General features: G+C 53.2%; 24 protein-coding genes, 1 pseudogene and 1 riboswitch. Of the genes and pseudogenes, 10 read left to right on the plus strand and 15 right to left on the minus strand.

Annotated features, from left to right (window positions below):
• Positions 1-50: 50 nt before the first annotated feature.
• Positions 51-212, minus strand: a complete 162-nt coding sequence (locus tag H6F67_RS04775; protein WP_190763858.1) for a hypothetical protein — start codon at positions 210-212, stop codon at positions 51-53.
• Positions 213-398: 186 nt separating this feature from the next.
• Positions 399-1,085: a HupE/UreJ family protein gene (locus H6F67_RS04780; protein WP_190763860.1), complete on the minus strand. Its 687-nt coding sequence runs from the start codon at positions 1,083-1,085 to the stop codon at positions 399-401.
• 20 nt (positions 1,086-1,105) lie between these two features.
• A riboswitch (cobalamin riboswitch) is annotated at positions 1,106-1,251 on the minus strand.
• A gap of 130 nt (positions 1,252-1,381) precedes the next feature.
• Here H6F67_RS04780 and H6F67_RS04785 point away from each other — a divergent pair.
• From H6F67_RS04785 to H6F67_RS04800, 4 genes are all read left to right on the plus strand, one after another.
• Positions 1,382-2,584, plus strand: a complete 1,203-nt coding sequence (locus H6F67_RS04785) for a glutathione S-transferase family protein (RefSeq protein WP_190764011.1) — start codon at positions 1,382-1,384, stop codon at positions 2,582-2,584.
• A 146-nt stretch (positions 2,585-2,730) separates the two neighbouring features.
• Positions 2,731-4,206, plus strand: coding sequence for an aminobutyraldehyde dehydrogenase (locus H6F67_RS04790; protein WP_190763861.1), 1,476 nt, complete (start codon positions 2,731-2,733; stop codon positions 4,204-4,206).
• Positions 4,207-4,444: 238 nt separating this feature from the next.
• Positions 4,445-5,353, plus strand: a complete 909-nt coding sequence (locus H6F67_RS04795) for a protein-glutamate O-methyltransferase CheR (RefSeq protein ID WP_190763863.1) — start codon at positions 4,445-4,447, stop codon at positions 5,351-5,353.
• Between the two features lie 76 nt (positions 5,354-5,429).
• Positions 5,430-6,605 carry an IscS subfamily cysteine desulfurase gene (locus tag H6F67_RS04800; RefSeq protein ID WP_190763866.1) on the plus strand — a complete coding sequence of 392 codons (1,176 nt, stop codon included), beginning with the start codon at positions 5,430-5,432 and terminating at the stop codon, positions 6,603-6,605.
• Here the strand turns inward: H6F67_RS04800 and H6F67_RS04805 are convergent, their stop codons facing one another.
• The 6 genes from H6F67_RS04805 to rsmH form a co-directional block, all read right to left on the minus strand.
• The gene (locus H6F67_RS04805) at positions 6,606-6,959 is read right to left on the minus strand and encodes a thioredoxin domain-containing protein (RefSeq protein WP_190763868.1); all 354 of its coding nucleotides are present in this window, start codon (positions 6,957-6,959) and stop codon (positions 6,606-6,608) included.
• A 55-nt stretch (positions 6,960-7,014) separates the two neighbouring features.
• The gene (locus H6F67_RS04810) at positions 7,015-7,728 is read right to left on the minus strand and encodes an NnrU family protein (protein WP_190763869.1); all 714 of its coding nucleotides are present in this window, start codon (positions 7,726-7,728) and stop codon (positions 7,015-7,017) included.
• Positions 7,729-7,892: 164 nt separating this feature from the next.
• On the minus strand, positions 7,893-8,321 hold the full coding sequence (locus H6F67_RS04815; RefSeq protein WP_190763871.1) for an anti-sigma regulatory factor: 429 nt from the start codon (positions 8,319-8,321) through the stop codon (positions 7,893-7,895).
• 3 nt (positions 8,322-8,324) lie between these two features.
• A complete protein-coding gene (locus tag H6F67_RS04820; RefSeq protein WP_190763873.1) occupies positions 8,325-10,025 on the minus strand; it encodes a SpoIIE family protein phosphatase in 1,701 nt (566 codons plus the stop codon).
• 373 nt (positions 10,026-10,398) lie between these two features.
• On the minus strand, positions 10,399-11,112 hold the full coding sequence (locus tag H6F67_RS04825; RefSeq protein WP_190763876.1) for a response regulator transcription factor: 714 nt from the start codon (positions 11,110-11,112) through the stop codon (positions 10,399-10,401).
• A gap of 175 nt (positions 11,113-11,287) precedes the next feature.
• On the minus strand, positions 11,288-12,172 hold the full coding sequence (gene rsmH, locus H6F67_RS04830) for a 16S rRNA (cytosine(1402)-N(4))-methyltransferase RsmH (protein ID WP_190763877.1): 885 nt from the start codon (positions 12,170-12,172) through the stop codon (positions 11,288-11,290).
• 250 nt (positions 12,173-12,422) lie between these two features.
• Between rsmH and H6F67_RS04835 the strand changes: the two genes are divergently transcribed.
• Positions 12,423-13,607, plus strand: a complete 1,185-nt coding sequence (locus tag H6F67_RS04835; protein WP_190763879.1) for an NAD(P)H-quinone oxidoreductase subunit H — start codon at positions 12,423-12,425, stop codon at positions 13,605-13,607.
• A 75-nt stretch (positions 13,608-13,682) separates the two neighbouring features.
• Here the strand turns inward: H6F67_RS04835 and H6F67_RS04840 are convergent, their stop codons facing one another.
• Together H6F67_RS04840 and trpA are read right to left on the minus strand one after the other, a co-directional pair.
• A complete protein-coding gene (locus tag H6F67_RS04840; protein WP_190763881.1) occupies positions 13,683-15,422 on the minus strand; it encodes an ATP-binding protein in 1,740 nt (579 codons plus the stop codon).
• Between the two features lie 189 nt (positions 15,423-15,611).
• On the minus strand, positions 15,612-16,406 hold the full coding sequence (gene trpA / locus H6F67_RS04845) for a tryptophan synthase subunit alpha (RefSeq protein ID WP_190763883.1): 795 nt from the start codon (positions 16,404-16,406) through the stop codon (positions 15,612-15,614).
• Between the two features lie 194 nt (positions 16,407-16,600).
• Between trpA and H6F67_RS04850 the strand changes: the two genes are divergently transcribed.
• Positions 16,601-17,593 carry an endonuclease/exonuclease/phosphatase family protein gene (locus tag H6F67_RS04850; RefSeq protein ID WP_190763885.1) on the plus strand — a complete coding sequence of 331 codons (993 nt, stop codon included), beginning with the start codon at positions 16,601-16,603 and terminating at the stop codon, positions 17,591-17,593.
• On the opposite strand, the gene H6F67_RS04855 is transcribed toward H6F67_RS04850, so the two are convergent.
• Both H6F67_RS04855 and H6F67_RS04860 read right to left on the minus strand, forming a co-directional pair.
• A complete protein-coding gene (locus H6F67_RS04855; RefSeq protein ID WP_190763887.1) occupies positions 17,587-18,753 on the minus strand; it encodes an aminotransferase class V-fold PLP-dependent enzyme in 1,167 nt (388 codons plus the stop codon). The two genes, H6F67_RS04850 and H6F67_RS04855, sit on opposite strands and share 7 nt — an antisense overlap.
• Positions 18,754-18,859: 106 nt before the next feature.
• Positions 18,860-19,894 (minus strand): isochorismatase, encoded by a 1,035-nt coding sequence (locus H6F67_RS04860; RefSeq protein WP_190763889.1) that lies wholly within the window; start codon positions 19,892-19,894, stop codon positions 18,860-18,862.
• Between the two features lie 120 nt (positions 19,895-20,014).
• On the opposite strand from H6F67_RS04860, the gene H6F67_RS04865 reads away from it, so the two are divergent.
• Entirely contained in the window at positions 20,015-20,248 is a 234-nt protein-coding gene (locus H6F67_RS04865; protein ID WP_190763891.1) for a hypothetical protein, read from the plus strand.
• Between the two features lie 39 nt (positions 20,249-20,287).
• On the opposite strand, the gene H6F67_RS04870 is transcribed toward H6F67_RS04865, so the two are convergent.
• Entirely contained in the window at positions 20,288-20,545 is a 258-nt protein-coding gene (locus tag H6F67_RS04870) for a helix-turn-helix domain-containing protein (protein ID WP_190764013.1), read from the minus strand.
• A gap of 154 nt (positions 20,546-20,699) precedes the next feature.
• Here H6F67_RS04870 and H6F67_RS04875 point away from each other — a divergent pair, with 154 nt between their 5' ends.
• Genes H6F67_RS04875 through H6F67_RS28315 form a run of 3 tightly spaced genes read left to right on the plus strand, consistent with a single transcriptional unit; the run spans position 20,700 to position 22,697 of the window.
• Complete coding sequence (locus H6F67_RS04875; protein ID WP_190763893.1) at positions 20,700-20,933, plus strand: hypothetical protein; 234 nt, start codon at positions 20,700-20,702, stop codon at positions 20,931-20,933.
• 19 nt (positions 20,934-20,952) lie between these two features.
• Entirely contained in the window at positions 20,953-22,035 is a 1,083-nt protein-coding gene (gene cax, locus H6F67_RS04880) for a calcium/proton exchanger (RefSeq protein ID WP_190763895.1), read from the plus strand.
• Positions 22,032-22,697, plus strand: a complete 666-nt coding sequence (locus H6F67_RS28315) for a 4'-phosphopantetheinyl transferase superfamily protein (protein ID WP_190763897.1) — start codon at positions 22,032-22,034, stop codon at positions 22,695-22,697. The genes cax and H6F67_RS28315 overlap by 4 nt, the downstream gene beginning before the upstream one ends.
• A 191-nt stretch (positions 22,698-22,888) precedes the next feature.
• On the opposite strand, the gene H6F67_RS28460 is transcribed toward H6F67_RS28315, so the two are convergent.
• On the minus strand, positions 22,889-23,581 hold the full coding sequence (locus H6F67_RS28460; protein WP_396797620.1) for a phycobilisome rod-core linker polypeptide: 693 nt from the start codon (positions 23,579-23,581) through the stop codon (positions 22,889-22,891).
• 9 nt (positions 23,582-23,590) lie between these two features.
• A pseudogene (locus H6F67_RS04890) lies at positions 23,591-26,302 on the minus strand (phycobilisome rod-core linker polypeptide); the annotation flags it as partial.
• Positions 26,303-26,632: the final 330 nt, after the last annotated feature.

Genomic DNA, 26,632 nt, shown 5'->3' on the forward strand with positions numbered 1-26,632 from the left:
ATCTTGATTCTAGAAAACTTGCTTGAATAAGCTAAATTCCCGGCAATCTATCACATTTCGCAGACAGCAGAAATCAACGCGGCGGCAGAATTACGCAACGGGTGTCGAGATACGGTTCTGCCGCTGGGGTGTCCAGTTAACGCTGCCCAAGCGAGTGCCACTTCGCACAACTCCATCAGCAGCGTGTAGCACTCCAGAGCGGACACGCTCAAGCGTCGCTGCAAGTCTGGAGTGCCACAGCATTACCCACGATGGTTCATCAAGACTGCCAGAACGGTGTGATTTTCAGTCTTGATCGCTGTACAGTCTTGTGGTTGCTATTGCACCACGCTGAACATGATTTTTTACAGTGCTGTAGGAAAATCGTGATAGCGACTTTCTTCTGTGTCCATTCAGCTTTAGCCGTTCGGTAGCGGCAACAAAGCTTCGACCAGTTGAGATGCAAAAAAGGCGAATCCAATTCCAAAAATCACGAAGCCTGCTGAACGAAACTTCTCCGCCTGCTGCTCCAGCTTTTGTCGTGAAAGGATTGCTTTGGCAATGACAAAGGCAATCAGCGACACAACAATCTGAATTACGGTGAAGCCTGCCAAATAAGCAAGCAGCGGCATCATTTTTGCACCAAAAATCGCTTCGCCATAAGCATAACCGTGAAGCAAACCTGCGATCGCTGCCAGCCCAATCAACAGCTTGACCTTGCAGCGATCGAGCTTCACCAGCAGCAAACCAAACAGCAAAATTGACCCCGTGACTAACAGTTCAATGCCTGGAATGCTAGCGCCTGCAAGATGAAGACTGGTGCCGAGCATTGCTGTCAGCAAAAAGGAAATGGGAATAAAAATTCCTTGGGAATGAATTGCCGCTAGCAATCCGATCGAGACGACGATCGCAAAATGATCGAGTCCGATGATTGGGTGCGCTAAACCCGACAAAAATCCTTCAAAGAAGTTGGATGGCGTTTTCCCATCCAATGCATGATGAGCAAATGCAGGCGTTGCGGCAAGTAAAAAGCAGCTTGTCAAGCTCAACAAGGCTGCGGTTTTTTGCCAAGCTTTGCGAATGCGAAACTTGTTTAAAAAATTCATCTTCTGTACCTCGCAGAAATGTAGAAGTTTGAAGAATCGGCGGGCATCCTGACTTTGAGATCTGACGATCGCATTACAGTTGCGGGACAGCGTTGGACTTGCACCAAACTTTCCCCATTGCTTCTGATGGCTGTTCCCCATCAGAACCGATCGCTGAAGCCTTCAAACTATATCAGGCCAGCGGCACGAAAAGATAAACGATTCAAATTTGGCAAAGGAATTGGGTTGAGTTGCAACGTCGCTTCATGTCGAAAAAAGCAATGACAAAATAAGAAATGAAACTACCGAAATTCCTTATGACGATCGCGCCTTTAAGCTGGACAGAACTGGAAGCCCTCACGGACTGGCAAATCGATCGCATTAACGGTGCGACCAATGCACAAGCCCGTCTACGCCTGTTTGGTCAGTCAGAGTCAGATGTGCGGGTGACGCTGTATCGCGACAATCATGCCTGGTGTCCCTACTGTCAAAAAGTTTGGCTGTGGCTAGAGGAAAAGCAAATTCCTTACCGCATCGAAAAAGTCACGATGTTCTGCTATGGGCAGAAAGAAGACTGGTACAAGCGCAAAGTGCGATCGGGAATGCTGCCTGCGATCGAACTGGACGGACGCATCATCACCGAAAGCGACGACATTTTGATCGCGCTCGAAACCGTCTACGGCAGCTTGGGCTGGGGCATGAACGACCCGGAAGTGTTGCCGCTGCGGTGGCTGGAGCGATTGCTGTTTCGGGCATGGTGCGCTTGGCTGTGTCAGCGATCGAACGATCGTGAAGAACGTCGCAACCGCGAGCAGTTTATTAACGTCGTTGCCAAAGTCGAAGACGCACTTGAGCGCACGGATAGCCCTTATTTCCTTGACGATTTCAGCATCGTGGATGTCATCTTCACGCCCTATGTCGAACGGATGAACGCCAGCCTGTACTACTACAAAGGCTATTCTTTGCGCGAAGAAAATCCGCACTTCAAAGCCTGGTTTGCCGCAATGGAAAGCCGTTCCACCTATCGCGGGACACAAAGCGACTTCCACACGCACGTCCACGATTTGCCGCCGCAAATGGGCGGGTGCTGGGCAAACAGCGATCCGCAAACGGCGAGCAATCAGGCGAAAGTCGATCGCGGCTCGTGGGACGAACTGCCGGATGTCGCCTATGCGGAACCCGAAACCTCGCGAGCAGAAGCACTCCAGCGCGTCATCACGCATCGCAACAATATTATTCGCGTCAATCCGGCGGATGACGACCTGTTCGATCGCGCCCTCCGCTGCGCCTTGACTGCGATGATGACCGGGGAAGCTTGCGAACCGCCTGCCGGATCGGATATTGCCCTGCGCTATCTGCGCGATCGCATCAACGTTCCTCGCGATATGTCGATCTATGCGGCCAGACGACTGCGAACCGCACTGGAGCAGACGGCAGCTTTGGTGGGCGATCGCCAAAGTCCACCCTTGCCCGTTCAGCATCGCCGCGACCAAGATCCAGCAAATTTTGCGCGGCGATAGGGCGATCGATCCGTAACTTTCTTAACCCACAAAATTCGGCTTCCCTGGCATTGTGGACAATAGGGAGACGATCGCCAAAGTCACGAAAGGGCGATCGCGTGCCGTTAACATCCGTTGAAATGGTAAGCACTTAACCGAGAGGATTTATGGAAGCGAAGTTCACGCACTATCCAATGGTGATCGGCGACGAGCTAATTACGACGGGCAGCGAAGACTTAATCGACCCTGCAACGGGAGAAGTATTTGCAACGGTGGCAATGGGCACGACAGCAGATGTCGATCGCGCCGTTGCCGTTGCCAAGCAAGCGCAAGTGGCTTGGGGGGCACTGTCGTATGGTGAACGCAGTGCCGCGCTGATGAAGTTCGCCGATGCGATCGAGGCCAAGTCTGAGCAGCTTGCTCAACTGGAAAGCCAAAACGCCGGAAAGCCGCTGAAGCTTTCGACCAATAGCGATATTCCGTTTGCGATCGACAACCTGCGCTATTTTGCCGCCAGCGTCCGCCGCCAAGAAGGAGCCGCCGCCGGAAGCTACATTCCCGGATATACGAGTATGTTGCGGCGGGAACCCGTTGGCGTGGTGGGCGCGATTACGCCCTGGAACTATCCGTTCATGATGGCAATTTGGAAGCTGGCTCCTGCTTTGGCGGCAGGAAATGCGGTTGTGATCAAGCCCGCCCCCAATACGCCCGTGACGACGATCGAACTGGCAAAAATCGCGATCGAATCCGGCTTTCCACCGGGACTGATCAACGTCGTGACCGGAGGCGCAGAAGTCGGAGAAGCCATCTGTACGCATCCCGACATCCGCATGGTCAGCTTCACAGGCAGTACGCGAACCGGAAAGCGCGTCGCAGAACTGGCAAGCCCGATGGTGAAGCGGGTCACGCTGGAACTGGGTGGCAAAGCGCCGTTCTTGGTGTTTGCAGATGCCGACATCGAAGCGGCGGCCAATGGTGCGGTCGTCGCCTGCTATGCAAACAGCGGCCAAGACTGCACGGCGGCGACGCGAATTTATGTGCAAAACGAAGTGTTTGACCAGTTTCTCGATCGCTTCATCGCCTTGTCCAAGCAGGTGCGCGTCGGCAACCCGTTCGATGAGGGAACGGACATCGGCCCCTTAGTGAGCAAAATGCAGCAAACCAAAGTTCACAGCATGGTCGAAGAAGCCAAACAGCAAGGCGTCAAAGTGGCGCTGGGCGGCGAAAAGCCGGAAAGTCCTGGCTGCTTCTATCCACCGACGATTCTGGTTGATCCGCCGCAGGATGCCAACTGCGTTCAAGAAGAAATTTTTGGGCCTGTAGCGATCGTCAAGCATTTCTCGGACGAAGCCGAAGCAATCCACCTCGCCAACGACATCGCGTATGGGCTGGCCGGAAGCTGCTGGACAACAAACGTGCAGCGATCGATGCGGATGGCCGCAGCGATGGAGTGCGGCACAGTTTGGATTAACGATCATTTGCCGATCGCCAGCGAAATGCCACACGGCGGCTTTAAGCAAAGCGGCGTGGGCAAAGATATGTCGCACTATGCGCTCGAAGAATACACGATCGTCAAGCATGTTGTGTTTGACATGACGGGCGATCAGCGCAAAGGCTGGCACTCCGCGATTTTTGGAGATTAGCGGCTTGGTTTGCTGACGCGATCGCTTCACAGGCGGCGATCGACTTCAACACTTGAGAAATCATGCTTTGAGGGTCTGCACAAGACCCTTTTTTTTCAACCTAAGAATCGTTACGATCAAGCTAAAAGATCATCGACTAGACTGAAACTATCAGATATTTCGGCTGAGGCGCGATCGAGCCGAGACTTCCGCAAAAGCATTAAAACATCCCTGAATATTACTTTTTACGTCTTTTGATATGATTCAATCACCTGAGCTAGATTTGGATTTTGAAGCACTGCTTGGTTTTCTTAAGCGCGAGCGGGGCTGCGATTTCACGAACTATAAACGTTCTAGCTTGATGCGACGATTTAATTATCGGATGCAGCAGCTTCATATCAATTCCTACCGAGACTATTTATACTATTTGCAGCAGGAATTGGAAGAGTGGAGGCTCCTTCAAGAAGCTGTTTTAATTAACTTCACTAGCTTTTTTCGCGATCGCAATGCTTGGCAAACCCTGGCGCAAGATGTCATTCCCAAAATTGTGAACAGCAAGCGATCGCGCGAGTCGATTCGGGTTTGGAGCGCAGGCTGCTCGACCGGACAAGAACTCTACAGCCTGGTCATGACGTTTGCAGAAGTGTTGGGAATCGAAGCGTGTTTAGAGCGCGTTCGCTGGTACGCAACCGATCGTGATCTGGATGCGCTCCAGCAAGCTCGACAAGCCATTTATGCCGAAGAAGACGTTGCAGAGATTCCTCTAGACTGGCTAGAGAAATACTTTGAAAAAATCGATCGCGGATATGTTTTTCACTCAGCACTGCGGCGAAGAATTGTATTTGGTCATCATAATTTGACTGAAGATGCGCCGATGTCTAAAATTGATTTGCTGGTCTGTCGCAATGTTCTGATTTATCTCGATGTTGAAACGCAAGCCGCGATCGCGGTTCGCTTTCATTTTGCGCTTCAGCAAAACGGCTTCTTATTTCTGGGTCAATCTGAAAAGCTCAACCTCTCAAATCAAACTTTTATTTCTGTTAACTCAAGAGAGCGAATCTATCAAAAAGGCGCAAAGTTAGGACTCGAAGATCACTTGCGAATTTTGCGGCAGTCGCATCCGTCTCGAAGCAGCGATCGCCCTCCCTTTCCCAAAGCAACTGCCTGATGCAGACCCATCACTCGCTCCATCGCTGTCAAAAGGGTTTGCCACAATCAAGGAAGCTCAATTTCTCTGCGAATTCATGCCGCATCGCCCCATCTATCTCGACTGCCACGCCACCACCCCGATCGATCCGATTGTCCTAGAAGCCATGCTGCCTTACTTCACCACTCAGTTTGGCAATCCAGCCAGCAATTCACATACTTTTGGTTGGGAAGCCGAAAGTGCCGTGAAGCAGGCGCGATCGGATTTGGCCGAGTCGATCGGCGCAGCGCCCGAAGAAATCGTGTTCACCAGCGGCGCAACCGAGGCAAACAATCTTGCGATCAAGGGCGTAGCCGAGGCGTATTTCGATCGCGGACGACACATCATCACCGTTGCAACCGAACACAACGCCGTTCTTGACCCCTGCCGCTATCTGGAGTCGATCGGCTTTGAGGTGTCGATTCTTCCCGTGCAGCCCGACGGCCTGATCGCGCTTGCTGAGCTTGAGCAGGCGTTTCGCCCCGACACGATTCTTGTCTCGGTGATGATGGCAAATAACGAAATTGGCGTCTTGCAGCCGATCGCCCAAATTGGCGCACTCTGCCACAGCCGCAACGTGCTGTTTCACACTGATGCAGCGCAGGCGATCGGCAAAATTCCGATCGACGTGAATGCGATGGCGATCGACCTGATGTCTCTGACCGCGCACAAAATCTACGGGCCAAAAGGAATTGGAGCGTTGTATGTGCGGCGTCGCAATCCACGAGTTCAGCTTGCACCGCAGCTTCACGGCGGCGGGCATGAGCGCGGAATGCGCTCGGGCACGCTCTACCCGCCGCAAATTGTTGGCTTTGCGAAAGCGATCGAACTCGGCATCGCCCAGCAGCCCGAAGAATTTCAGCGAATTCGGCAACTGCGCGATCGCCTGTGGACACAGCTCAGCGCGATCGACGGCATTCTTCTCAATGGACATTCTATCGAACGACTACCGGGAAATCTGAATGTGAGTATTGCAGACGTAGACGGTTCTGCCTTACTGCTCGGTCTTCAGCCTGTCGTTGCGCTTTCTTCCGGTTCTGCCTGCACTAGCGCGAAAACCGAACCGTCTCATGTGCTGCGAGCGATCGGACGATTGGACGATCTTGCTTATGCTTCATTGCGATTTGGCATCGGACGGTTCAACACGGAAGCCGAAATCGATCGCGTGGCGACAGTGGCGATCGAAACAATTACCGCCCTCCGCCACGCTTCCCAACAAAGCTACAGCAGCTAGTTATAGCAGCAAATAGCTTTTCTTGAGCTGTTCGAGGGCGACGGCTAGCCCTTGAGCCGCTGTGCGAATCTCGGCGGGTGTGTGGAACTGATCGAGGCGGTGGAGCAACTGGCCGCGATCGAACAGCAGTACTGTCGGCAAAGTTGAAAGACGATAGGTGCTCGCAAGCTTCAGGTTGGCGTCGGCATTGATGCTGACGAGCTTAAGCTGACCGTCCCAGTCGCCCTGAAGCTGATTGAGCAGCGGGTACATTAGGCGACAAACGCCACACCAAGGTGCCCAAAAATTCACCAAAACCGGAGTCGAAGCATTCAAAACTTCTTGCTGAAACGTTTCTTCGCTAACCGCTTCCACGTTGATCCCTCTATGGTTTTCTTAAATTTTTGCTTTGATCTTGCTTAAAATCATCCTACCAGTGGACAAGATTGGCGGCATGAATTAAAGCTGGATGTCCCCACCAAAGTAGGAGGACAAAAGCGGCTACGCCTAAATAGGCGGGCTTGATGAATTCTTGCCAGACCACTGTTTGTCTTCCCTGCACGATTGCCAAAAACGGCACGATCGAAGTGCGCTCTTTCACCTTGTCAAACGCTTCGCCATAGCGCCAACTCAGACGGCGATCGCCATGCCAAACGCCAAACAGATGATGCAGCACCAGCCCGATCGAAGTCACCAGCGTAAACGTTGTCCCCAGCCAAAGCGTGTGGGCAATGCACCAGATGATCTGCCCGACCATCTGTGGATGGCGCGTTATCCGGATAATCCCCGTTTCATACAGGTGGACTTGCGGCTTTTCGATCGCCGCAATTTCCAGCAAATTAAACGTGGCGGGGTAGAGAAACAAAAATGAAATGGCCGACAAAATCCAAACGATCGACTGCACAGTGGGAACGCCCTGCACGTTCCACAGGCGCAACCCGTCATAGCGGTGGTTGAAAAAGTAAACGATGAGGATGACGGCAAGCGGCAAGCTAACCAGCGCGAACAGGACGCGATAGAGTCTTGCGCCAATTCGCTTTTCTGCTTTTGCCCGAAGTGAGGCCAGTCCGCTGTGGGCGACCGCAAACGTAAGCAACAAGCCCAGCATCACAAAATGACTGGGCGTCAGCCAGCTAGAAGACATCGCGAATGAAGCGCCGTGTAAAAGAATGCTTAACTAAAGATACAACACTTGTCGTTCGGGCGATCGCTTTTCTCCTCTAGAAAGAGGCAAGATCCGCCACAGGCAAGCTAGCGATCGACGCTTTACCAGACACCGTTCAGCTCAGCGCCCACCTCGAAGCTCGACTAATTCCGCTCTTCCTGCGGCAGTGTTGCTTCCAGCATGAGACAGTTGCGCCCGTTCACTTGCAGGCGATATTCCACCCGATCCATGAGTCGATTGAGAATGAGCCAGCCATATCCACCCTCCTGCTTGTCTTCGGGCGTGGGCGGCAGATAGGTGGAAAGGTCGTAGCCGCGTCCGTGATCCCAAATTTCCAGCACAATGTCTCGATTTTTCAGCTCCAGCCGCATCAAGACGGGCAGATTGGGCTGGTCGCGATGGGCATGACGCACCACGTTGGAATAGGCTTCGACTAGGACGAGCCGGAGTCGATTTGCCTGGCGCGGCCAATCAACATCATCACCTAGCTCGATTTCTAATGCGCCAAGCAGCCAGCTTTCTACAATGTTGAGAAATTTTAGGTCACTTGGTACATGCAACTCGGTTCGCATGAGCTACAAAACCTCCAAAGCAAGTATGGTCTGGTCGTCTTCCTGAATTTCGGTATGTGACTGAATGTGCGACAGCAGCTTTGGCAAATCGAGCACTGCCTGCTGCTGAAGCAACCGCCACAAGCCTTCCTGCTGAAGCATGGCGTTTTTGCCGTTGTGATTGGCATCGACGACGGTTGCCTCGGTGATGCCGTCGCTTGCCAGCAGCAGAATATCGTTCGATCGCAACGTCACCTCGCCCGCAGGAGCTTTCCAAACGGGCAAAATTCCCAGCGGCACACCCCGCACCTTCAGGTAGGTGGGAGTCTGCGTTTCGGTGCGCGACCACACTAGGGGATAGATATGTCCAGCATTGGCATAGCATAGCTGGCCGCTAGTGGGGCGATAGCGAGCCAGCACGATCGTAATGAAGCAGTTGCTGCCAACGAGGTTGTCAGACAAGCTGCTGTTTAGATGCTGCATCACGATATCCGGTTCTGGTGAAGTTTCCTGTCCCAGTTCGCGCCGCAAAACCGAGATGGCGCTTGCCATGAACAGCGCAGCCGGAACGCCTTTGCCAGAAACATCTCCGACTGCCAGCCACAGATCGCCCTGCGGATGCTGATACACCTCAAAGAAATCGCCGCCGACTTCTCTAGCCGGATAGCAGCAGGCTTGCACCTTGGCCGCATCCAGTTCGGGCAACTGCTGGCGAAGCAGATTGCTCTGAATTTGATGGGCGACCGCGAGTTCCGATCGCATCTGCTCGGTTTGCTGCTGAATGCGCTGGTACAGCTTGGCTTGCGAAATGGCAAGCGCAGCTTGTTCGGCAACGCCGTTGAGCAGTTCGATTTCTTCACTTGTCCAGGGTGGCGCAGGGCCATTGCGGTAGAGCATGAGAACGGCCAACAGTTCTTGCTGATAGGTGAGCGGAACGAACAACTGAGCGCGGGGCGGATGATCGCCGCTGCACTGACTCAGTTGAATCTGGCGATGCTGGAAAACCGATCGCAGCGCTTCTGCTTCAGTCAAACAGGGGGCATCGAGCAGTTCGACGGGGGCGTTGGCTGAGAGGGATGCAATCGACACCAGTGCTTCGGTCGAAGGCAGCGAGTAGGAAAACGCTTCGGGCAACAGGCGATACTGGGCAGTACCGTTCACGGTTTCGACGGGGCGAAGGATACAAGTGTCTGCACCGAAGGTTTGTCCGATCGCGCTGGCGATCGTTTGCAGCATACTGCGATAGTCGAGCGATTCGCGGATCGCAGTGGTGACGGCATTGAACAAAGATTCACGACGGAGGGCGCGACGCAGTTCGATCGTGCGATGCTTGAGCACCTGATAGGTTTCAGCCGCTTGCTGCACCACCGATCGCAATTCATCCGGGTTCCAAGGCTTGGTGATATATTTAAATACCTTGCCCGTGTTGATTGCACTGACTAAATCTTCAACGTCCGTGTAGCCCGTCAGGACGATTCGGATCGTGTCGGGAAACGCCTCAACGGTGCGGCTCAGAAACTCGATTCCGCTCATCTTGGGCATTCGCTGATCGGAAATGATGATGCTCATTTCGCCGACGCGATCGAGAATTTGCAGCGCTTCGAGGGCGCTTGCGGCTTTGAACACCTCAAAGTCCCGACGAAAGGTGCGGTAGAGCAAATCGAGATTGTCTGATTCGTCATCAACAACCATCAATCTCAGCTTACTTTTCTCTGGCAGAGCCATACGACACTCCACTGCGAAACCAAAATGCGACTCACGTTCAACGGAAAGCTCGCCATCGCGATTGCTGCCAGACAAGCTTGCACAGAGTCAAAAAATCAAATCTTTTGAATGCACGGCTTGGCGTGACGATCGCCCCCAACAGCAAAATACCCCAGACTTCACATTCGCTAACTTCCTTGGTGCCACGACTCACTGAACTGAGGTTTGTTTAAAGCACCGCAGTCCAAAGTAGGAGCAGGTGAAAGCAAGTGTTCAAGTTAGCGACGCGATCGACTGGGGGTAGATGCAGAAAATACCCTCATTCTACTTTGATGAGCATCCGGTGCGGTAGAAGAGGGCATTTCAATTACAGGAACTTTATGAAGTTTGGCTGCTAGCCAACCAAGCCCGATCGCAACGCTCGGACAGCGGCTTGCGTCCGGTCATCGGCACACAGCTTGTTGAGGATGTTGCGGACGTGCGTTTTCACCGTTCCCACCGTGATGTAGAGCTTTTCAGCGATCGCCGCATTGCTGCATCCGGCCACGATCAGCTCTAGCACTTCCAGTTCGCGCTCAGTCAGCGGATAGGTTTCGAGAATCTGGCTGTATTCTGGAGCGACTGCACCGATCGACACGGTGCTTTTTGGATCGGCAGCTCCTAACTGTGGCTGGCGGGTTTGCTTGAGGACGATGCGAGCGATCGCCGGATCGATCCAGCTATTGCCGCTGTTGGTGACTCTCAGCGCTTCAACAAGCTGCTCCAAGCTCACATCCTTCATGCAGTAGGAGTCTGCGCCAGCCGCAAACGCCGCCAAAACCACATCTTCATTATCGTTGAGCGTCAAAATCAGCACTTTGGTGGTGGCGTCTTCCTGCTCAGCCTGTGCCGATTTGAACTGGCGCGTCAGGTCGATGCCGTCCATGTCGGGCAGGCCGATATCAACGATCGCAATGTCGGGCTGCGTTTGCTGCAACAGCTTTAGGCCTTCGGTCGCATTGGCAGCTTCACCAATGACCTTGACGCCCTCTTGCTGCTGAAGGGCGGTACGCATTCCCACGCGAGTCAGGTCATGGTCTTCAATTAGGGCAACACGAATTTCACTCATGGTTTTCTAAATGTCAGGCAATGGCAATGCGAAACGGATAGCAAAAGCTGCTTAGGTCAAATATACCGATTTGGTTGCGAGTCTAATATACCTATTGGGGTAGAAATTCCCCGATCTTGTCATCTCGTCATCCTATCCTAGCAAGAGACAAGTTGCAGCTTGAAGAGGTAAATCTTTAGCCGCGCTCTGCTTCAACTCGTCGCGCAAATCGCAGCTTAGCCGATCGCGCCCGACTATTCGCTTCCAGTTCAGATTCTTGCGGCACGATCGGCTTTTTCGTTAGCACTTCCAGCCAAGGTGAATCTTTGAAGGCATGTTTCACCAGGCGATCTTCCAAACTGTGAAAGCTGATAATGCCAATCCGCCCGTCTGGGTTCAGCCAGGTAGGAGCTTTTTGCAGAAAAGTTTCGAGAACGGCAAGTTCCTGGTTGACGGCAATTCTGAGGGCTTGAAAGACGCGAGTGGCGGGGTGGATGCGTCCGTAGCGGTAGGAGCGCGGAACGCTGTAGGCGATCGCGTCTGCCAGTTCGATCGTCGTCTGAAACGGTCTGCGCTCCACAATTCGCCGCGCAATTCGTCGCGACAAGCGTTCTTCGCCATAGTGAAAGAAAATGTCGGCCAGTTTTGCTTCGTCCCAAGTGTTGATGATGTCTGCGGCAGTTAATTCCTGTCGCTGATCCATTCGCATATCGAGCGGTGCTTCGAGGCGGAAGCTGAAGCCGCGATCGCCCGTGTCAAACTGCGCCGAACTCACACCCAAATCGGCAATGATGCCGTCAAATAATTCCACAGGTCGAAATTCAGCAAAGTTGCTCCGGTGGAACTGGACGCGATCGCCAAACTCCTTCAGTTTCGCCTGAGCCGCTTGGATGGCTTGTGCGTCTTGGTCGATCGCCGTAATCCGCACGTCCGCCGCCGCTTCAAGAATCATCCGACTGTGGCCGCCGCCGCCGACTGTGGCATCGAGATAATGTCCGCCCGGACGCACGGACAGCCCTTCCACGACTTCTGAACCGAGGACGGGAATATGAACAAAGGCAGGCGGAGACGGCTGGATCATGCAATCGAACAAAAGGAATGCATTTCCAGTATGGCGGCTGGGTGGCGATCGCTTCAGGTTTGGTTATCGTGATCCCTGAAAAAAGCTGATAATTTGCCCTAGAAGTTGTCGATCGATCGACACTTCTACGGATGCACAATCCGTATAATTAAGAAAGCGCAACAATTTATCAGAATATGAGTTTTGGCGAGGGATTGCCCCTCGCGACCAAGGCCACCTGACATCGATCGCGAGGGGAGACTGTTTAGCTATGGCAATGATCGAAACCAAAACCGAACCGATGGTGATCAACATGGGGCCGCACCATCCCTCCATGCACGGAGTGATGCGGCTGATTGTCACCTTGGACGGTGAAGACGTGGTGGACTGCGAACCTGTCATCGGCTATTTGCACCGAGGCATGGAAAAAATCGCAGAAAACCGCACGAATACGATGTTTGTGCCCTATGTGTCTCGCTGGGACTACGCAGCAGGCATGTTCAACGAAGCCGTGACGGTGAACGCGCCGGAAATTCTGGCGGGCATCGACGTTCCCAGACGCGCCCGCTACATTCGCGTGATCATGCTGGAACTGAACCGCATTGCCAACCATTTGCTGTGGCTTGGCCCGTTCATGGCCGACGTGGGCGCTCAGACCCCATTCTTCTACATCTTCCGTGAACGGGAGATGATCTATGACCTGTGGGAAGCCGTGTCGGGCTACCGCTTGATCAACAACAACTACTTCCGCATTGGCGGCGTGGCGGCGGACTTGACCTACGGCTGGGTGGACAAGTGCCAAGAGTTCTGCGAGTACTTTTTGCCCAAGGTCGATGAGTACGAACGCCTGATCACGGACAACCCGATCTTCCGTAGACGGGTCGAGGGCGTGGGCACGATCGGACGTGACGAAGCGATCAACTGGGGCTTGTCGGGACCGATGCTGCGGGCGTCCGGCGTCAAGTGGGATTTACGAAAAGTCGATCACTACGAAGTCTACGACGAACTTGACTGGGAAGTGCAGTGGGAAACGGCGGGCGACTGCTTTGCCCGCTACATCGTCCGCATCCGCGAAATGCGCGAATCCGCCAAGATCATCATGCAGGCGCTCAAAGCCTTGCCGGGTGGCCCCTACGAAAACTTGGAAGCCAAGCGGATCGCCGCAGGGCCAAAATCTGAATGGAACGGGTTTGATTACCAGTTCATCGGCAAAAAAATCGCGCCGACTTTCAAGATTCCCAAGGGCGAACACTACTTCCGCATTGAAAGCGGCAAAGGTGAATTGGGCATTTACCTGATTGGCGATGACAACGTGTTTCCTTGGCGGTGGAAGATTCGGGCGGCAGACTTCAACAATCTGCCAATTTTCCCGAAACTGCTTAAAGGCGTGAAGGTGGCAGACATCATGGCGATTTTGGGCAGCGTCGATATCATCATGGGATCGGTCGATCGCTAACCTCATCCAATTTGAACTTCGCAAGGCGCGGCATTGGCTGCGCCTTTTTTCTGCTTTGAATTTGAAGCAGCTTCCCTAAAATCCCAAATCCGCCTTGGCCGATTCCGCCGCTTTGATCACGGCCTCTGTCGGCACTTCTTCCCAGTCGATCGCGCCAATTTCGGCATAAAAGGTTTCGTCATACGGACGGGTGCGAATCACGACGGGCATCGGCACGGCATGACCGAGAATCAAGGCTTGCTGTTTGGAGTCGAGTTTCGCCAGCACCGATCGCAAACTTTGCCCGCCTGACACTCCGGTAAAAATCGCCTCAATATCTTTCTCGTCGTTCAACAAAGCGGTGATGCGCGTCCCGACCTGCGACATCACTTCGTTATCGATGCCGGACGGACGCTGATCGACGACGAGTAAGGTAACGAAATATTTCCGCATTTCGCGGGCGATCGTGCCAAAGATCGTTTGACCGACCGTAGACGGGTCGAGAAAGCGGTGGGCTTCTTCGATCGTAATGACGAGCGGTTGGGGGCGATCGCTGACGTTTTTGGTCTGCAAAAATTTCTCGGCTTTGTGGACATAGCTGGCGTGAATGCGGCGGGCGATCACGTTCGTCGCCAGCATATATGACAGCAAATTCGACTGCGACCCGAATTCCACCACGACATGCTTTCCGGCTTCCAGCGATTCGAGAATTTGACTGACATAGTTGTGCGGGCAGGTTTGCCTGAGATATTTCAGGTCGTCAAGCCGCTGCAACTTGCGCTGAAGCGCCATAATTGAGGACTTGCTGCCCATCTTGACTTCACAAAATTCCTGAATTTCCTCATTGCTCATCGACAGCAGGCGCGTAATCCAGCTTCGCCCGAATTCGTTGCGGAGAATAATCGCGTTCTCCAGGCTAGCTTCTGAGAGGTTCAACTCGCCGCGCACCAGCATCAAATCTTCCACGTCGATCTGGTCGTAGCTGATGAAAAGCTCTTGAGCATCGCGCACACCACGCCGCTTGGTCGATTCCGGGTCAAGCGTGTAGATCTGCACCTGTCCGGGAAATAGCTGCCGCAGGCCTTTGACGGTGCTGAACTGCTTGCCTTCGCGAGTCGCTTCCCAGCCGTATTCCGAGTGCATATCGAAAATTAAATTCACCGCCGCCCGCTTGCGAATAATCCCCGACAGCAAGAGGCGCGTCAGAAATGATTTGCCTGTGCCAGACTTGCCAAACACGCCGTTGCTGCGCTCGACAAATCGATCGAGGTCAATACAAATCGGCACGTCCATATCGATCGGCATTCCGATCGCAAAATTGCGTCGGTGCGGGTCATCTTCCCAGCCAAAAACCGCACGAAAGTCGCGATCGCTGGCATCAAACACCTGCGAAAAATGGCTCGGAATCGTCTTCACAGGCAACAGTTCAAAGCCGCTATTCGACTGCGGCTCGAACGATCCGAGTGACAGTTGACCTTCGGAAACTTTTGATTTCTTCTTTTTTTCTGGCTTAAATTCTTCTGGCGTTTCGCTGGGTGCAGTCGGCGTAAACATCAGCATTGGCGTGAGGCTAACCGTGCCGTAAGTGCCGCTGCCTGCGAGAACTTCCTGCAAAAATAAATTATTCGGATCGGGCGGATTGGCAAGGATGCGCGGATTTGCGGTTCCCAAGGCAACATCGGTGAGCATACAGAAAAAGCGCGATCGCCGCCCCTGCACGACGAGAAATTTTCCGACGCGCATTTCTTCAACGGAAACGTCGGGATGCAAACGCACTTCTAAGCCTTGACTCAAAGAGCCTTGAATCACTGAACCAAGAGGCTGCTCAAGTTCCATGCCAACCATCGCTCGATCGAACTGCTTCCATAATACAGTCGTTCGATAATACGATCGTTCTAATTCAGGTTTCGATTGATTTTTGCCGTAGAAATCGATTGCTTTCAGTCAGCAATTCGTCAGTTTTAGCCGATTGATTTGCTCTGTGAGTTCGGCGAAATTAGAATTCAAAAAAGCAATTTTTGTGGACTAGCTGAGTGCCATCTTGAGGCTGCGGCAGAAAGATTCGATCGCCATCAATCCCTGTTCTGGCGAGCCTTCTGCCAAGCGTTTGACAAACGCGCTGCCCACAATCACCGCATCTGCGCCCCACTCCATCACCTGCTGCGCTTGCGACGGCTCCGAGATGCCAAATCCCACGCCGATCGCTTTGTCCGTAACACTGCGTAAATCGCTGACCAACTCCTGCACACGGTCTTGAATTTGTGTTCGCATTCCCGTCACGCCTGTCACGCTGACCAGATAAACAAAGCCCTGCGACTGGCGAGCGATCGCTTCAATTCGCTCTTTGGGACTGGTGGGCGCAACCAGCAGCACGACCTCAATGCCGATCGCTGTTGCAGGCTGAAGCAGCGCATCGACTTCTTCCAGCGGCAAATCGGGCACGACTAAGCCGCTGACGCCCGCCGCTTTGATCTCTTTCAAAAATGGTTCGATGCCGCGATTGAGAATGGGATTGTAGTAGGTGAATAGGACGATCGGCGCGTTCAGCTTCGGCGTTATGTCGCGCAGCATATCGAGGACGCGATCGATCGTCGTGCCGTTTTCCAACGCGCGAGTCGCCGCCGCCTGAATGACTGGCCCATCGGCAAGCGGGTCGGAATAGGGCACGCCAAGCTCAATGATGTCTGCACCGTTGGCATCGAGCAGTTGCAGCGCTTTGGCCGTTGTTTCAAGGTCGGGGTCGCCCGCTGTAATAAACGGAATTAAAGCGCACTGGGCGCGATCGCGCAGAGCGGTCATGCGATCGGAAACAGAAATCATTCGCGGCAAATCGTTAAGTTGGGGCGGCACTGTAGGCAGATTTTACCGTATTTGGTGATTCAGCGCGGATTTGCTGCGATCGCTACAGTTTCGTCAACCTTACAGTCTCGCCAAAACTCCAAATCAATTCTTAAGTTTCGACGTTTGCGGCAGCGTTTCTCGGTAGGATCGATCGCTTCTTCTTCCAAATTCTCATGCCATCTCATCGCTTTCGCATTGGAACGTTTAACCTGTGCAATCTTGCTTTGCCGAATACACGTTTCTATCGTGAAGTTTATAGCCCTGAAACCTACCGCCGCAAAAAAACTTGGACAGCGAATCAGCTTCAGCGAATGCGAGCCGACATTGTTGGTTTTCAAGAAGTTTTTCATACTGAAGCCTTACAGGAAACTTTAACCGAAAGTCGAATCTATGATTCGGCAAAACTTGTTGTTTCCAAGCATATCAATGACAGTCCTGCTGTTGCTTTAGTTTCTAACTTTCCAATCTTGAGCTATCAGGTGATCGAGCAGTTTCCCGCTGCTGCCAAACTCGATATTCAAGGAGAACTGCTGTCGTTCGATCGCTTCTCGCGTCCTGTTTTATCTGTCAAAATTGCGATTCATGGTGTGGAGTGCATTGTCTTTGTCGTTCACCTCAAATCCAAACGTCCAATTTTGCCGGAAGATGTCGATCGCCACGACCCGATCGAACGAGCAAAAGGGCAGGCGCGATCGCTCATTTTGCGGGCGGCAGAAGCGACAGCTTTGCGAATGCTGCTGATGGAAACGCTGCAAAATCAAGACTATCCTGTGATTGTGATGGGTGATGTGAATGACACGGCGCTTGCCGTCACAACGCAAATCATCGCAGGAGAACCGCCGCATCGAGAACTGCCGAGCGATCGCAAACGCCAAATTTGGGATGTGCTGCTCTACAACGTTAAGGACATTCAGGCACGTCGCAGCTACGGCGATTTTTTCTATACGCACATTCACAACGGGCACTACGAAACGCTTGATCAAATCTTGGTTAGCCAAGAATTTGTATCAGGAAATCCGCGCCGAATTGGACGAGTCGGCCATGTTTCAGTGCTGAACGATCACCTGATCGATCAAGCTTTAATGGATGAAGAAATTCCGCTTTGGCAATCGGATCATGGGCAGCTTGTCGCCGTACTGGAACTCGATCGCGACGAATCTCAGTAGCTTTGGTGCAAAATTTGCAGTGCAGTTGCTAAACATTCATAGTCCGCAAGCTGATTATAAAGCTGTGCTGAAATTCGCAAAATGCGCTTTGGCGATCGCGGCCAAGCTTGAAGCTGAACTTGAATAGCACGATCGACTAGCTGTCGATACAGCAATTCGCAGTCCCCATCTGGCAATGGAATGGCGGCCATTGCACCAAGCATTGCTGCCGGACAAGGCGGCGAAATTTTGAGCGCATCACACAGCAAATGGCGAGCCGCGATCGCCAAATTTCGATTATGCTGCATCAGTTCCGGCCAGCCACCAGGCAGCAGCGAACCGAGATATTCGATCGCTTTGGGAATGCTGAAAACTGCACTGGGATCAGCCGTTCCTGTCCAGTCAAATTCAAGCTGAAAGCGCGATCGATCTTGCCGCAAAGAGTTAGCGCCATGACTGATTGCCAGCGGACGAATTTGTGACTGTTGGGCGCGATCGACTACTAAAAAAGCAGCACTTTTTGGGGCACAAAGCCATTTATGTGCATTTCCGGTGTAATAGGTTGCACCGAGCTTTTTCAAGTTCAGCGGCAGCATTCCCGGTGCGTGCGCTCCGTCCACCAAAGTTGCAATTCCTGCGGCTGACAGCTTAGAAATGATTGGTTCGATCGGTAACACTAAACCTGTTTGACTTGTGACGTGATCGATGAGGAGTAATCGTGTTTTATCTGTCACTTTTGCTAACACGAATTCAATCACCTGATCGGCAGATTCGATCGGAAATGGAAGCTCGGCAACCGTCACGATCGCCCCAGCTTGTGCCGCCACAAAATCCAAGGCATTGCGCGAAGCATTGTATTCGTGGCTGGTCGTTAATAGCTCATCGCCCGGACGCACATGGAGCGATCGCAACACGGCATTTACGCCCGCTGTGGCATTGGGAACAAACACCAAATCCGCCGCATCTGCCTCCACAAAAGCAGCCATTGCCTCACGCGATCGATCAAGCAGTTCCTCATAATCCCAAACAAAAAATCGCATCGGATCGCGCTCTAATCGATCGCGCCATGCCTGCTGTTCCTGCTGCACCGCGATCGGACAAGCACCAAACGAACCGTGATTGAGAAACGTGATCGCCGGATCGATCGACCAGTGCGATCGAAAGGAAGAATGCGAAATCATTGCAGCATCAAACTAGCAGTGATTGGTTGGACAGATAGTCTGTAGATTCTGTGTTGCAAATTAAGGGGCACTCAAGGTAGGACTGGCGAACTATATTTGCAACAGGCTAGAGTTGCAGATCCGGCCAAGACTCGATCGAATCGGTCGATTTGACCAGGTGCATTCCAGCTTTGGAGAACCGATCGAACGCGGCATCTCCGGCCTCAGTGAAGTCCACCACGTCCGGCACGACAACTGGAGAAGTGCAATCTTCCAGCAGATACACCTTTTGCGCCAGCGTCGGATCGATCGCTTGAATTTCGTTCAGCAAATCATCGATCGTCCAGGCGACGCAGTGACTTTTCGCTTGTCCGGCAATAATCAGATAGTCAAACTCTAAAAGTTTTTGCAAGAAGCTTGTATTTTTTTGGGCGATCGATCGGCTTTCCTGATCGACCAGCACTTCCGGACGCAGAACCGAGTAATTTTCCGTCAGCGGATTACTGCCTTTGATTTCAAAGCGCGTTTGACTTTGCCGCGCCAGATTGTGAAAAAAGCAGGCTTCCTCGAAGGCGGAAACAAGCGCGTGACCAATGCCGCCCAGCATCGAGTGAAACGGCCAAATCGTCAGCGGATACTTGCCGTCCTGACTCAGTTGCCGCACGTAATGCTCGGCGTAAATTTGTAGCAACTCCGGCTCATAGCCCAGACTGGCCGCAATCAGCGGATTGACGCGCCACTGCTGCGGTACGTCCTTCGGCTCGATCATCGTCATCGCAGGCGGATGGTTGCCCGACTCGTCCACCCAAAAAGCGGGATGAAAAATTTGCGCTGCCGTGTGCGTATCCATTGTGGGCGCGATCGCCGTCAGATACGGCAAATTGCGATAGACAAATTCGCACAGCCGCACGTTATCTTCAACGGCTCCGCGACCCGATCGCCCTCCGACGAACAATTCAAAATCTGGAATGCAAAAGGTGTTTTGCACGTCGATCGCCATCAGGCAAATCTTCACGCGATCGCTGGCCGCAGGCGAAATGTCGTGCTGTTTTGCCCAGGCTTGCGCTTCCGCTGCTCTGGTTTGATAGGGAACGCGCCACACTTGGCCGACGCGATCGGCCTGAAAGAAGGTAGGAATCGGAAGCTGAGTCGTCAAGCTCATCGCAGCAACAAAACTCAATTTGTCTTCAGTCTAGCGGTCAGCAAGCAATTTCGACCTTTTGACAGTGTTGGCGATCGCATCTGCAAAGCTAACTTGAATTGAAGAATTCAAACTGAAACGATGACGACTGAGAAGCCCGACAGCGCACCCAATCAAGACGAAGTACAGCACTCCTATGAAGATGTGAAAACCGATGTGCGGATGGCCGACCCGATCGATCTCGTCTACAAAGGCGGCTTTCAGGGCAATCCTCGCGACATCGTCAGCAATCCGGCTGTTGCCCCGGAGATGCTTGACAACATGACGGATCTCAACGATCATCTCCGCCGCGATTCGGAAGATTCATCGCTTTAAAGACAAACCTTTCATCACGCAAAACTCAGGCCGATCGCCTCACTCAGACGGTGCGATCGGCGCAAAATTGTCAGGAAGCTCATCCACTCGCTCAATTTTTAGTTCTTCGCACAATCGCTTCAGTTGCGAAATGCTGAGCCGCGCTTCCGTTTTACCAGAAATCCAGCGCTGATAGGTTGCACGGGGAATTCCGCAACGCATGGCGAGTTCGTCCTGCGTCAGCGTCGTGCGATCGATTCTCATGATTTCTAGCGGCGAATCGCCTGCTTGTCTTTGTCGCTTGTTGCGCTCGGCCATGTTGATGCAACTAAGCTCATTTTGAGGCATCTATCGACAGTCTCAAAACAATGCCTCAAAATGAGATATCTTCTAACTACTGCAAAGGACAGCCTGCGGAATGACTGGCTGCGACTGTCCTTGCATCAGTGTCGCATTTGCCTGGATAAAACCAATGAGCTATCAAGATCTTCTGCATCCTTGGGTGATCTATCGCTTAAACGCGCACCTCAAACATCATCCGATCGCCCGCTTTCGTCAGCGCAATGATGCAGAGGCTTATTTGCTGGTGGTGAAACAGATGATTTCACAGATTGAGTTTGCGATCGTCTTCGATCCGCCACCTCCCGCCATTCAAATCCGCAGCATCACAGAGGAAACGGCAGAACACACCTCTATGATTGACTGAAGAAAGCTCATCTCTCGTCATGTCAACCAAAAATTTAATTTCCTTTGGCCTGCTGCTGTTCATTCCCATTTCGATCGCCGCCGAAAAGCTCGAATGGGGCGCACTGACCGTCTTCATCACGGCAGCACTGGCGATCGTGCCGCTGGCAATCTGGCTGAGTACCGCAACTGAAGAAGTCGCGATCGTGGCGGGGCCATCGATCGGCGGCTTGCTCAACGCCGTTTTTGGAAATGCCACTGAACTGATTATCGCGATCGTCGCCCTCCGCGCCGGACTGGTCGATATCGTCAAGGCAAGTATTACCGGAACCATCATCAGTAACCTGCTGCTCGTTATGGGCTTGTCGATGCTGCTGGGCGGCTTGCGCTACAAAGAACAAATATTTCAGCCTGTCGTCGCTCGCGCCAACGGATCGACAATGACCTTGGCCGTAACCGCGATCGTGCTTCCGGCAATGGTGATCTCGACTTCAAACGTGGTGGAACCCAAGGCGATCGAAAATCTGTCGCTGTTCGTGGCGATCGTCCTGATTGCCGTCTACGCGGCCACCGTTTTGTTTTCGCTCAAAACCCACAGCTATTTATATGACGTGGGCGTGGCGGATCTGGAAGAGGAAGGACACGGCGAAGGGGAAAAGCCGAATTTAACTTTGTGGATTGGCGTGTTGCTGATTTCGACGATCGCCGTTGCCTTTGAATCGGAAATTTTTGTGGGTGCAGTCGAAGAAGCGACGGCAGGCTTGGGCTTAACGCCGCTGTTTACCGGAGTGATTTTGCTGCCGCTGGTCGGCGGTGCTGCCGAATATGTCACCGCCGTTCGAGTCGCGATTAAAAACAATATGGATCTGTCCGTCTCGGTCGCAATGGGGTCGAGCCTGCTGGTCGCGCTGCTGGTTGCGCCGATTTTGGTGCTGCTGGGACGGGCGATCGGTCAGCCGATGGATCTGAGCTTCAATCTGTTTGAAGTCGTTGCTGTGACGCTGGCCGTTGCCGTCGCCAACATCATCACGCTCGACGGTCAATCAAACTGGCTCGAAGGCGCTTTGCTGCTGGCAACCTACACCGTGTTGGGCGCAGCGTTCTACTTCCATCCGGTCATGTGATTTGGCAGCTTCCGCGATCGCATCCTTCCCTTTCACCCGGTCAGGTGCAGGTTTGGCGCGTCAATCTCACCGTTTCCACTTCCCCGCTGCGATCGCTCCTCGACGCTGCCGAACAAGCTCGTGCCGATCGCCTCCGACTGCCCGCCCCTTTCATCGCCAGTCACGCCGCCCTCCGGCTCATCCTCAGCCGATACCTGCAAACTCCGCCCGATCGCCTGCAATTTGCCTGCGGCGATCGCGGCAAACCGTTTCTGGTCGATGGTGCGATCGAGTTTAACCTGTCACATTCGAGCGATTGGGCGCTGATTGCCGTCGCGATCGATCAGCCTGTCGGTGTGGATGTCGAACAAATTCGATCGATCGAGTTTCGATCGCTGCTCGATCGCTATTTTCATCCGCAAGAAGTGAGGGCGATCGCTTGCCTTCCGTCCGAAGAACAGCAGCTTGCTTTTTTTCGCTGTTGGACAAGAAAAGAAGCGTATTTGAAGGCGATCGGCTGTGGAATTGCCAACGGTTTAAATGAACAAATTCCGATCGACTGGACAATTTGGGAGTTGAATGTTGCGTCGAATTTTGTGGGAGCGGTGGCAATTCAGGGGCGATCGAACTTGTTGCAGTGGAATTGGTCTTGGGACGCGATCGATCGAACTTTCACTAGTTAAAGTCGATCGCGACTCCTCCAAGTTCTCAAAGCAATTTGTCAGCGTGTGGAAGGAATAAATGCCTCTTGCTCGTTTTCACTGATCGCAAGCCGCAGCAGGTGTTCGATCGCCCTTCAATAAAAAACCCGCCCTGTCTCCAGAGCGGGAAAAAACCATTCAACGAATTGGATTCGTTGTCAAAACTCTAGCATTTACTTGAACTGTCCGGTTGTGGTGGACGGCGACAAATCTGACCAAGCTTGCTTAATCAAGTCGGCAGTTGCCTTGGTGCTGCCCAGCCAGTTGCCAGCCGGAAGCGAAGGATAGCGGCGGTAAGGTACGACATCTTCACCGAAGAAGCGAGCGTACTCAGCGCTATCCACCATTGCATCGACCGCAGCCTTGAGGCCGCCATCGGCCAGCAGCTTGTTGTACTCGCGAATCTCGGCTTGCGTGGCCGGAGCGCGTCCCAAGATGTTGCGGAACAGCAGTTCGATCACCTTGGTATTCGGGTACGGCGTGTAGTAGCGGCGGCGATAGCCTTCAGAGCTTGCCAGTTGACGGACAAATTCGCGCACGTTGATTTCGCCGTTCCGCAGGCGGCTTTCCAGATCCGATCGCCGGAATTCCTTGCCAATTTGACCGCTGAACGCATCCATCACCTGCACGTAGATCGCGTTGATGATTTGTTCTTTCTCGGCGATCGGCAGATCCGGATTCGAGCGGAAGATGCGGGCAGGCTTGCGGCGGAACGTGCCGACACCGACTTCGACCGATTGACCGTCACCGTTGGAGAACGATCGACCGAGCTGAATAAACAGCGGCTGGCTCATGTCCACCTGACGCGCTTTCGCGGCCATGTCGTTCATCGCCAAGCCCATCAGCGGCATCTTGGTGATGTCCATCCGCGTCTTCACAGGCTCAAAGCTGGGCACAACCACATCATCATTTTGCTTGGTGAGCTGGTTGTAAAGCTTCTCGGTATTCGGGAAGTTGGCGGCAGGCAGAGTCGGGAAGCGACGGTAGGGAACCGTGTCTTCGCCAAACAGCTTGGTGTATTCCTCGGTTGTCGTCAGGGCGGTGATGAACGCCTTCAGACCTTCCGAGGCCAAAATCAAGTTGTACTTGCGAATTTCCGCTTGGTCTTGGGGAGCGCGTCCCAAGTAGTGCTTCGTGCCCAGTTCGATTACTTTCGTGTTCGGGTAGGGCGTGTAGAACTCCTTGATGTAAAGCCGCGAAGTTCCCAAAGCTTCCACGAATTCCTTGACGTTGATTTCGCCGTTGCCAAGTCTGCTTTCGAGTTCGGTGAATTCGTTCTTGACGATGTACGGCTCGATGTCGCGCTCGAAAATCTGGCGATAGGCGGCGCGAATAATCGTGTTGACTTCGTTCTTGTCGTTCGTATTTTGCAGCTTGAAGATCTTCGTCTGTTCGCGCTGCTTGTTGACGCCTTGAGCAACGCGGAATTGAACATCCGGTTCGGTGCGGTTGTCGGGAACTGCGCCAAGTTCGACGAAACGCGGGGTTTCTTCCTTCTCAACAGTCGTGCCCTTATCGACAATGCTGCCGATCCGATTTGTCCGCAGTGCCACACCCTGAGGCGTCAGGTAGCGTTCGTAGGGAACGGTATCTTCGCCAAAAGTTTCGCTGTACTCTGGACTGTCGATCAGCGCGTCGATCAAAGCGTAGAAGCCTTGCTTGGCGCAGATGTCGAAGTACTTGTTGTTTTCCTGACGGCCATAGGTGGGGCGACCGAGGAGGCGACGGTGGATGTATTCGATCGACTTCGTGACGTACAAAGAAGTCCAATACATCTTGCGGAACAGGTCGGATTTTGCCAGCAGGCGAATGAAGTCACGCATCGAGATTTCGCCGTTCTCCAGCTTGATCTCAGCGACGCGCTGACGCTGACCTTCATACACATCGCGGCCAAACACTTGCAGGTAGGCAGCCCGGATCACGGCTTGTGTCGAGCTTTCCGAGAACTTGGTGCTGATGCCTTGGGTGTTGGTCGATCGCCGTCCGACCTGAATGCCCGTAAAGCTGGGGCTTTGGTCATAGCGGAACACCTTGGGACCGAGCGAACCGGGGAACTCACCTCTAGCCGCAGGATTGCTGTTCTGGTTGTTGATCGCAGGACCTTGGTGAATCAAGATCCGCTTGGTGTCCTTACCGAACGGAGCCGGACGAGTGCTGGGATTGGTGTTCTGTTTGGGGAAGATCGCGCCAAACTGAATTTCCAGCGGGTCGTTACCCGAACCGTAGACATGCTGATCCGGTAAGGGCTGCTGATAGTCCGCAAAGGTCGTGATGAACTGCGGCACTTTGCGGAAGGGAGCGCTGTAGCGGAACAGGTCTTGCTGCGGCCCCCAGTTGCGGCACTCTTGCGCTTCTTGGCCTAAGCCGCGCAGATAGGGAACGGTTTCTTCACCGAAGTAGTCGCCGTATTCCTTGGAGTCAACCAGGGCATCGATCAGGGCGGGGAGGCCACCGGAAGAGACGATCGAAAAATACTTCGCCACTTCTTCCCGCGAACTGGGACCCCGACCGAGAATATGACGGAACGCCAATTCCAAAGCGCGGCTGTTGATGTACGGATCGAAGAAGTTCTTGCGATACAGCGGCGACTTGGCGAGACGGCGAACGAATTCCTTCATCGAGATTTCGCCGTTCTTCACCTTCGACTCAAGATCCGAGATGTTGAGCGAATAGGCGCGGGTGATGTCGCGCTCGAACACTTGACGGTAGGCCGCTTTGACGACTTCGTTCTTCTCAGAAGACGACAAACCCGGTTTCATCGCGTACTTCTGCCGACGCTCAGCGGCGTTGTAGTAGATTTGCGGCAATTGCAAGCCTTGCAGATCGCCAGAGGGACGCTGACGCAGTTTATCCGAAGGTGCGGGAGCCTTGAACTCGCCAATCAGTACGTCAAAATACTGAGCGACGATCGCCGACGCATCTGCATCCCGACGGAACAGGGCGAGCGCACCTTGCCGCATTTCTTGCAAAGCCACGATCGTCGCTTCGCCCGAACAGGCATTTTCGATGATTTCGCGCAGACCGCGAGTGTTGACGATGATGATGTTGGGATCGCCAGCGACGATCGCATAGGTCACATAGCGCAGGAACCAGCTTAGATCCCGCAGCGACTTTTGCATGTTGGACGGGCCATAGCGAGCCACGTTGATCGGGCGGAAACCTGCCGGAGCGGGGCCGCTGCTGGACGAATTGAACAGCGATCGCAGTCCTTCCAGGAAGCCGCCGCTGCTCGATACATACGTGGCCGTACCCAGCTTCATTGCTTCTTTGGTGTCGATCGCGATGCCGCCCATGCCGACAGCAACGGGCTGATCTTCGGTTGCGGGCTTTTCCAAAAAGGCCATCGGGGAGCCACCGACAAAAATCCGGTTGGCGGCACGCGAAACGATCAGTTCTGAGTTTTGCGTGAGCGTTTGGGAAATCTCCAAGCGCTGAAGACCGGAACTGAAGTAGCTTTTAAGCTCTCCGAGTTCTCCCCGTTCCAAAAAACGGTCTTGCTGTTCTGCCTGATTAATGGTTGTCGTCGGCAGGGTTTGATATAGCTGCGGGCGTGCAACAGAGCTTCCACCACTTGCTGTAACACTCATTGGATTCCAAAAGCTCCCTATCTTGTGATTGCCTTAGTGATTCGAGTCAAATCTGCCCAGATTGACATTTAGCCAAGCTGGAGGCGCTTCGATCGCAACGAACTTGACGGGGGCAAGCCATCGCGAGGAAAGCGTTCACCAAATCGACGATCGAGGTCAATTCAGTTCAGTTTTTAGATTAAAACGTTTCGATCGCCCCTACCGCTTTATGAAGAAGTATGTCGCGATCGCAACAAGAGACTACTTGAAAATCATAAGGGATAGACCTCAGTTACATGAGAGCAAGTATAAGTTTTGTTACTTAAATCCATTTTTAGGGCTGATGATTCG

This window comes from Microcoleus sp. FACHB-1515, from assembly GCF_014696105.1.
Classification (GTDB): domain Bacteria; phylum Cyanobacteriota; class Cyanobacteriia; order Elainellales; family Elainellaceae; genus JAAUTJ01.

Bases quoted from the DNA above. Each gene is read 5' to 3' on its own strand.
- H6F67_RS04780 (WP_190763860.1), bottom strand. From the start codon at position 1,085: ATGAATTTTTTAAACAAGTTTCGCATTCGCAAAGCTTGGCAAAAAACC.
- H6F67_RS04785 (WP_190764011.1), top strand. From the start codon at position 1,382: ATGACGATCGCGCCTTTAAGCTGGACAGAACTGGAAGCCCTCACGGAC.
- H6F67_RS04790 (WP_190763861.1), top strand. From the start codon at position 2,731: ATGGAAGCGAAGTTCACGCACTATCCAATGGTGATCGGCGACGAGCTA.
- H6F67_RS04795 (WP_190763863.1), top strand. From the start codon at position 4,445: ATGATTCAATCACCTGAGCTAGATTTGGATTTTGAAGCACTGCTTGGT.
- H6F67_RS04800 (WP_190763866.1), top strand. From the start codon at position 5,430: ATGCCGCATCGCCCCATCTATCTCGACTGCCACGCCACCACCCCGATC.
- H6F67_RS04810 (WP_190763869.1), bottom strand. From the start codon at position 7,728: ATGTCTTCTAGCTGGCTGACGCCCAGTCATTTTGTGATGCTGGGCTTG.
- H6F67_RS04815 (WP_190763871.1), bottom strand. From the start codon at position 8,321: ATGCGAACCGAGTTGCATGTACCAAGTGACCTAAAATTTCTCAACATT.
- H6F67_RS04820 (WP_190763873.1), bottom strand. From the start codon at position 10,025: ATGGCTCTGCCAGAGAAAAGTAAGCTGAGATTGATGGTTGTTGATGAC.
- H6F67_RS04825 (WP_190763876.1), bottom strand. From the start codon at position 11,112: ATGAGTGAAATTCGTGTTGCCCTAATTGAAGACCATGACCTGACTCGC.
- rsmH (WP_190763877.1), bottom strand. From the start codon at position 12,172: ATGATCCAGCCGTCTCCGCCTGCCTTTGTTCATATTCCCGTCCTCGGT.
- H6F67_RS04835 (WP_190763879.1), top strand. From the start codon at position 12,423: ATGGCAATGATCGAAACCAAAACCGAACCGATGGTGATCAACATGGGG.
- H6F67_RS04840 (WP_190763881.1), bottom strand. From the start codon at position 15,422: ATGGAACTTGAGCAGCCTCTTGGTTCAGTGATTCAAGGCTCTTTGAGT.
- trpA (WP_190763883.1), bottom strand. From the start codon at position 16,406: ATGATTTCTGTTTCCGATCGCATGACCGCTCTGCGCGATCGCGCCCAG.
- H6F67_RS04850 (WP_190763885.1), top strand. From the start codon at position 16,601: ATGCCATCTCATCGCTTTCGCATTGGAACGTTTAACCTGTGCAATCTT.
- H6F67_RS04855 (WP_190763887.1), bottom strand. From the start codon at position 18,753: ATGATTTCGCATTCTTCCTTTCGATCGCACTGGTCGATCGATCCGGCG.
- H6F67_RS04860 (WP_190763889.1), bottom strand. From the start codon at position 19,894: ATGAGCTTGACGACTCAGCTTCCGATTCCTACCTTCTTTCAGGCCGAT.
- H6F67_RS04865 (WP_190763891.1), top strand. From the start codon at position 20,015: ATGACGACTGAGAAGCCCGACAGCGCACCCAATCAAGACGAAGTACAG.
- H6F67_RS04870 (WP_190764013.1), bottom strand. From the start codon at position 20,545: ATGGCCGAGCGCAACAAGCGACAAAGACAAGCAGGCGATTCGCCGCTA.
- H6F67_RS04875 (WP_190763893.1), top strand. From the start codon at position 20,700: ATGAGCTATCAAGATCTTCTGCATCCTTGGGTGATCTATCGCTTAAAC.
- cax (WP_190763895.1), top strand. From the start codon at position 20,953: ATGTCAACCAAAAATTTAATTTCCTTTGGCCTGCTGCTGTTCATTCCC.
- H6F67_RS28460 (WP_396797620.1), bottom strand. From the start codon at position 23,581: ATGGACATCACCAAGATGCCGCTGATGGGCTTGGCGATGAACGACATG.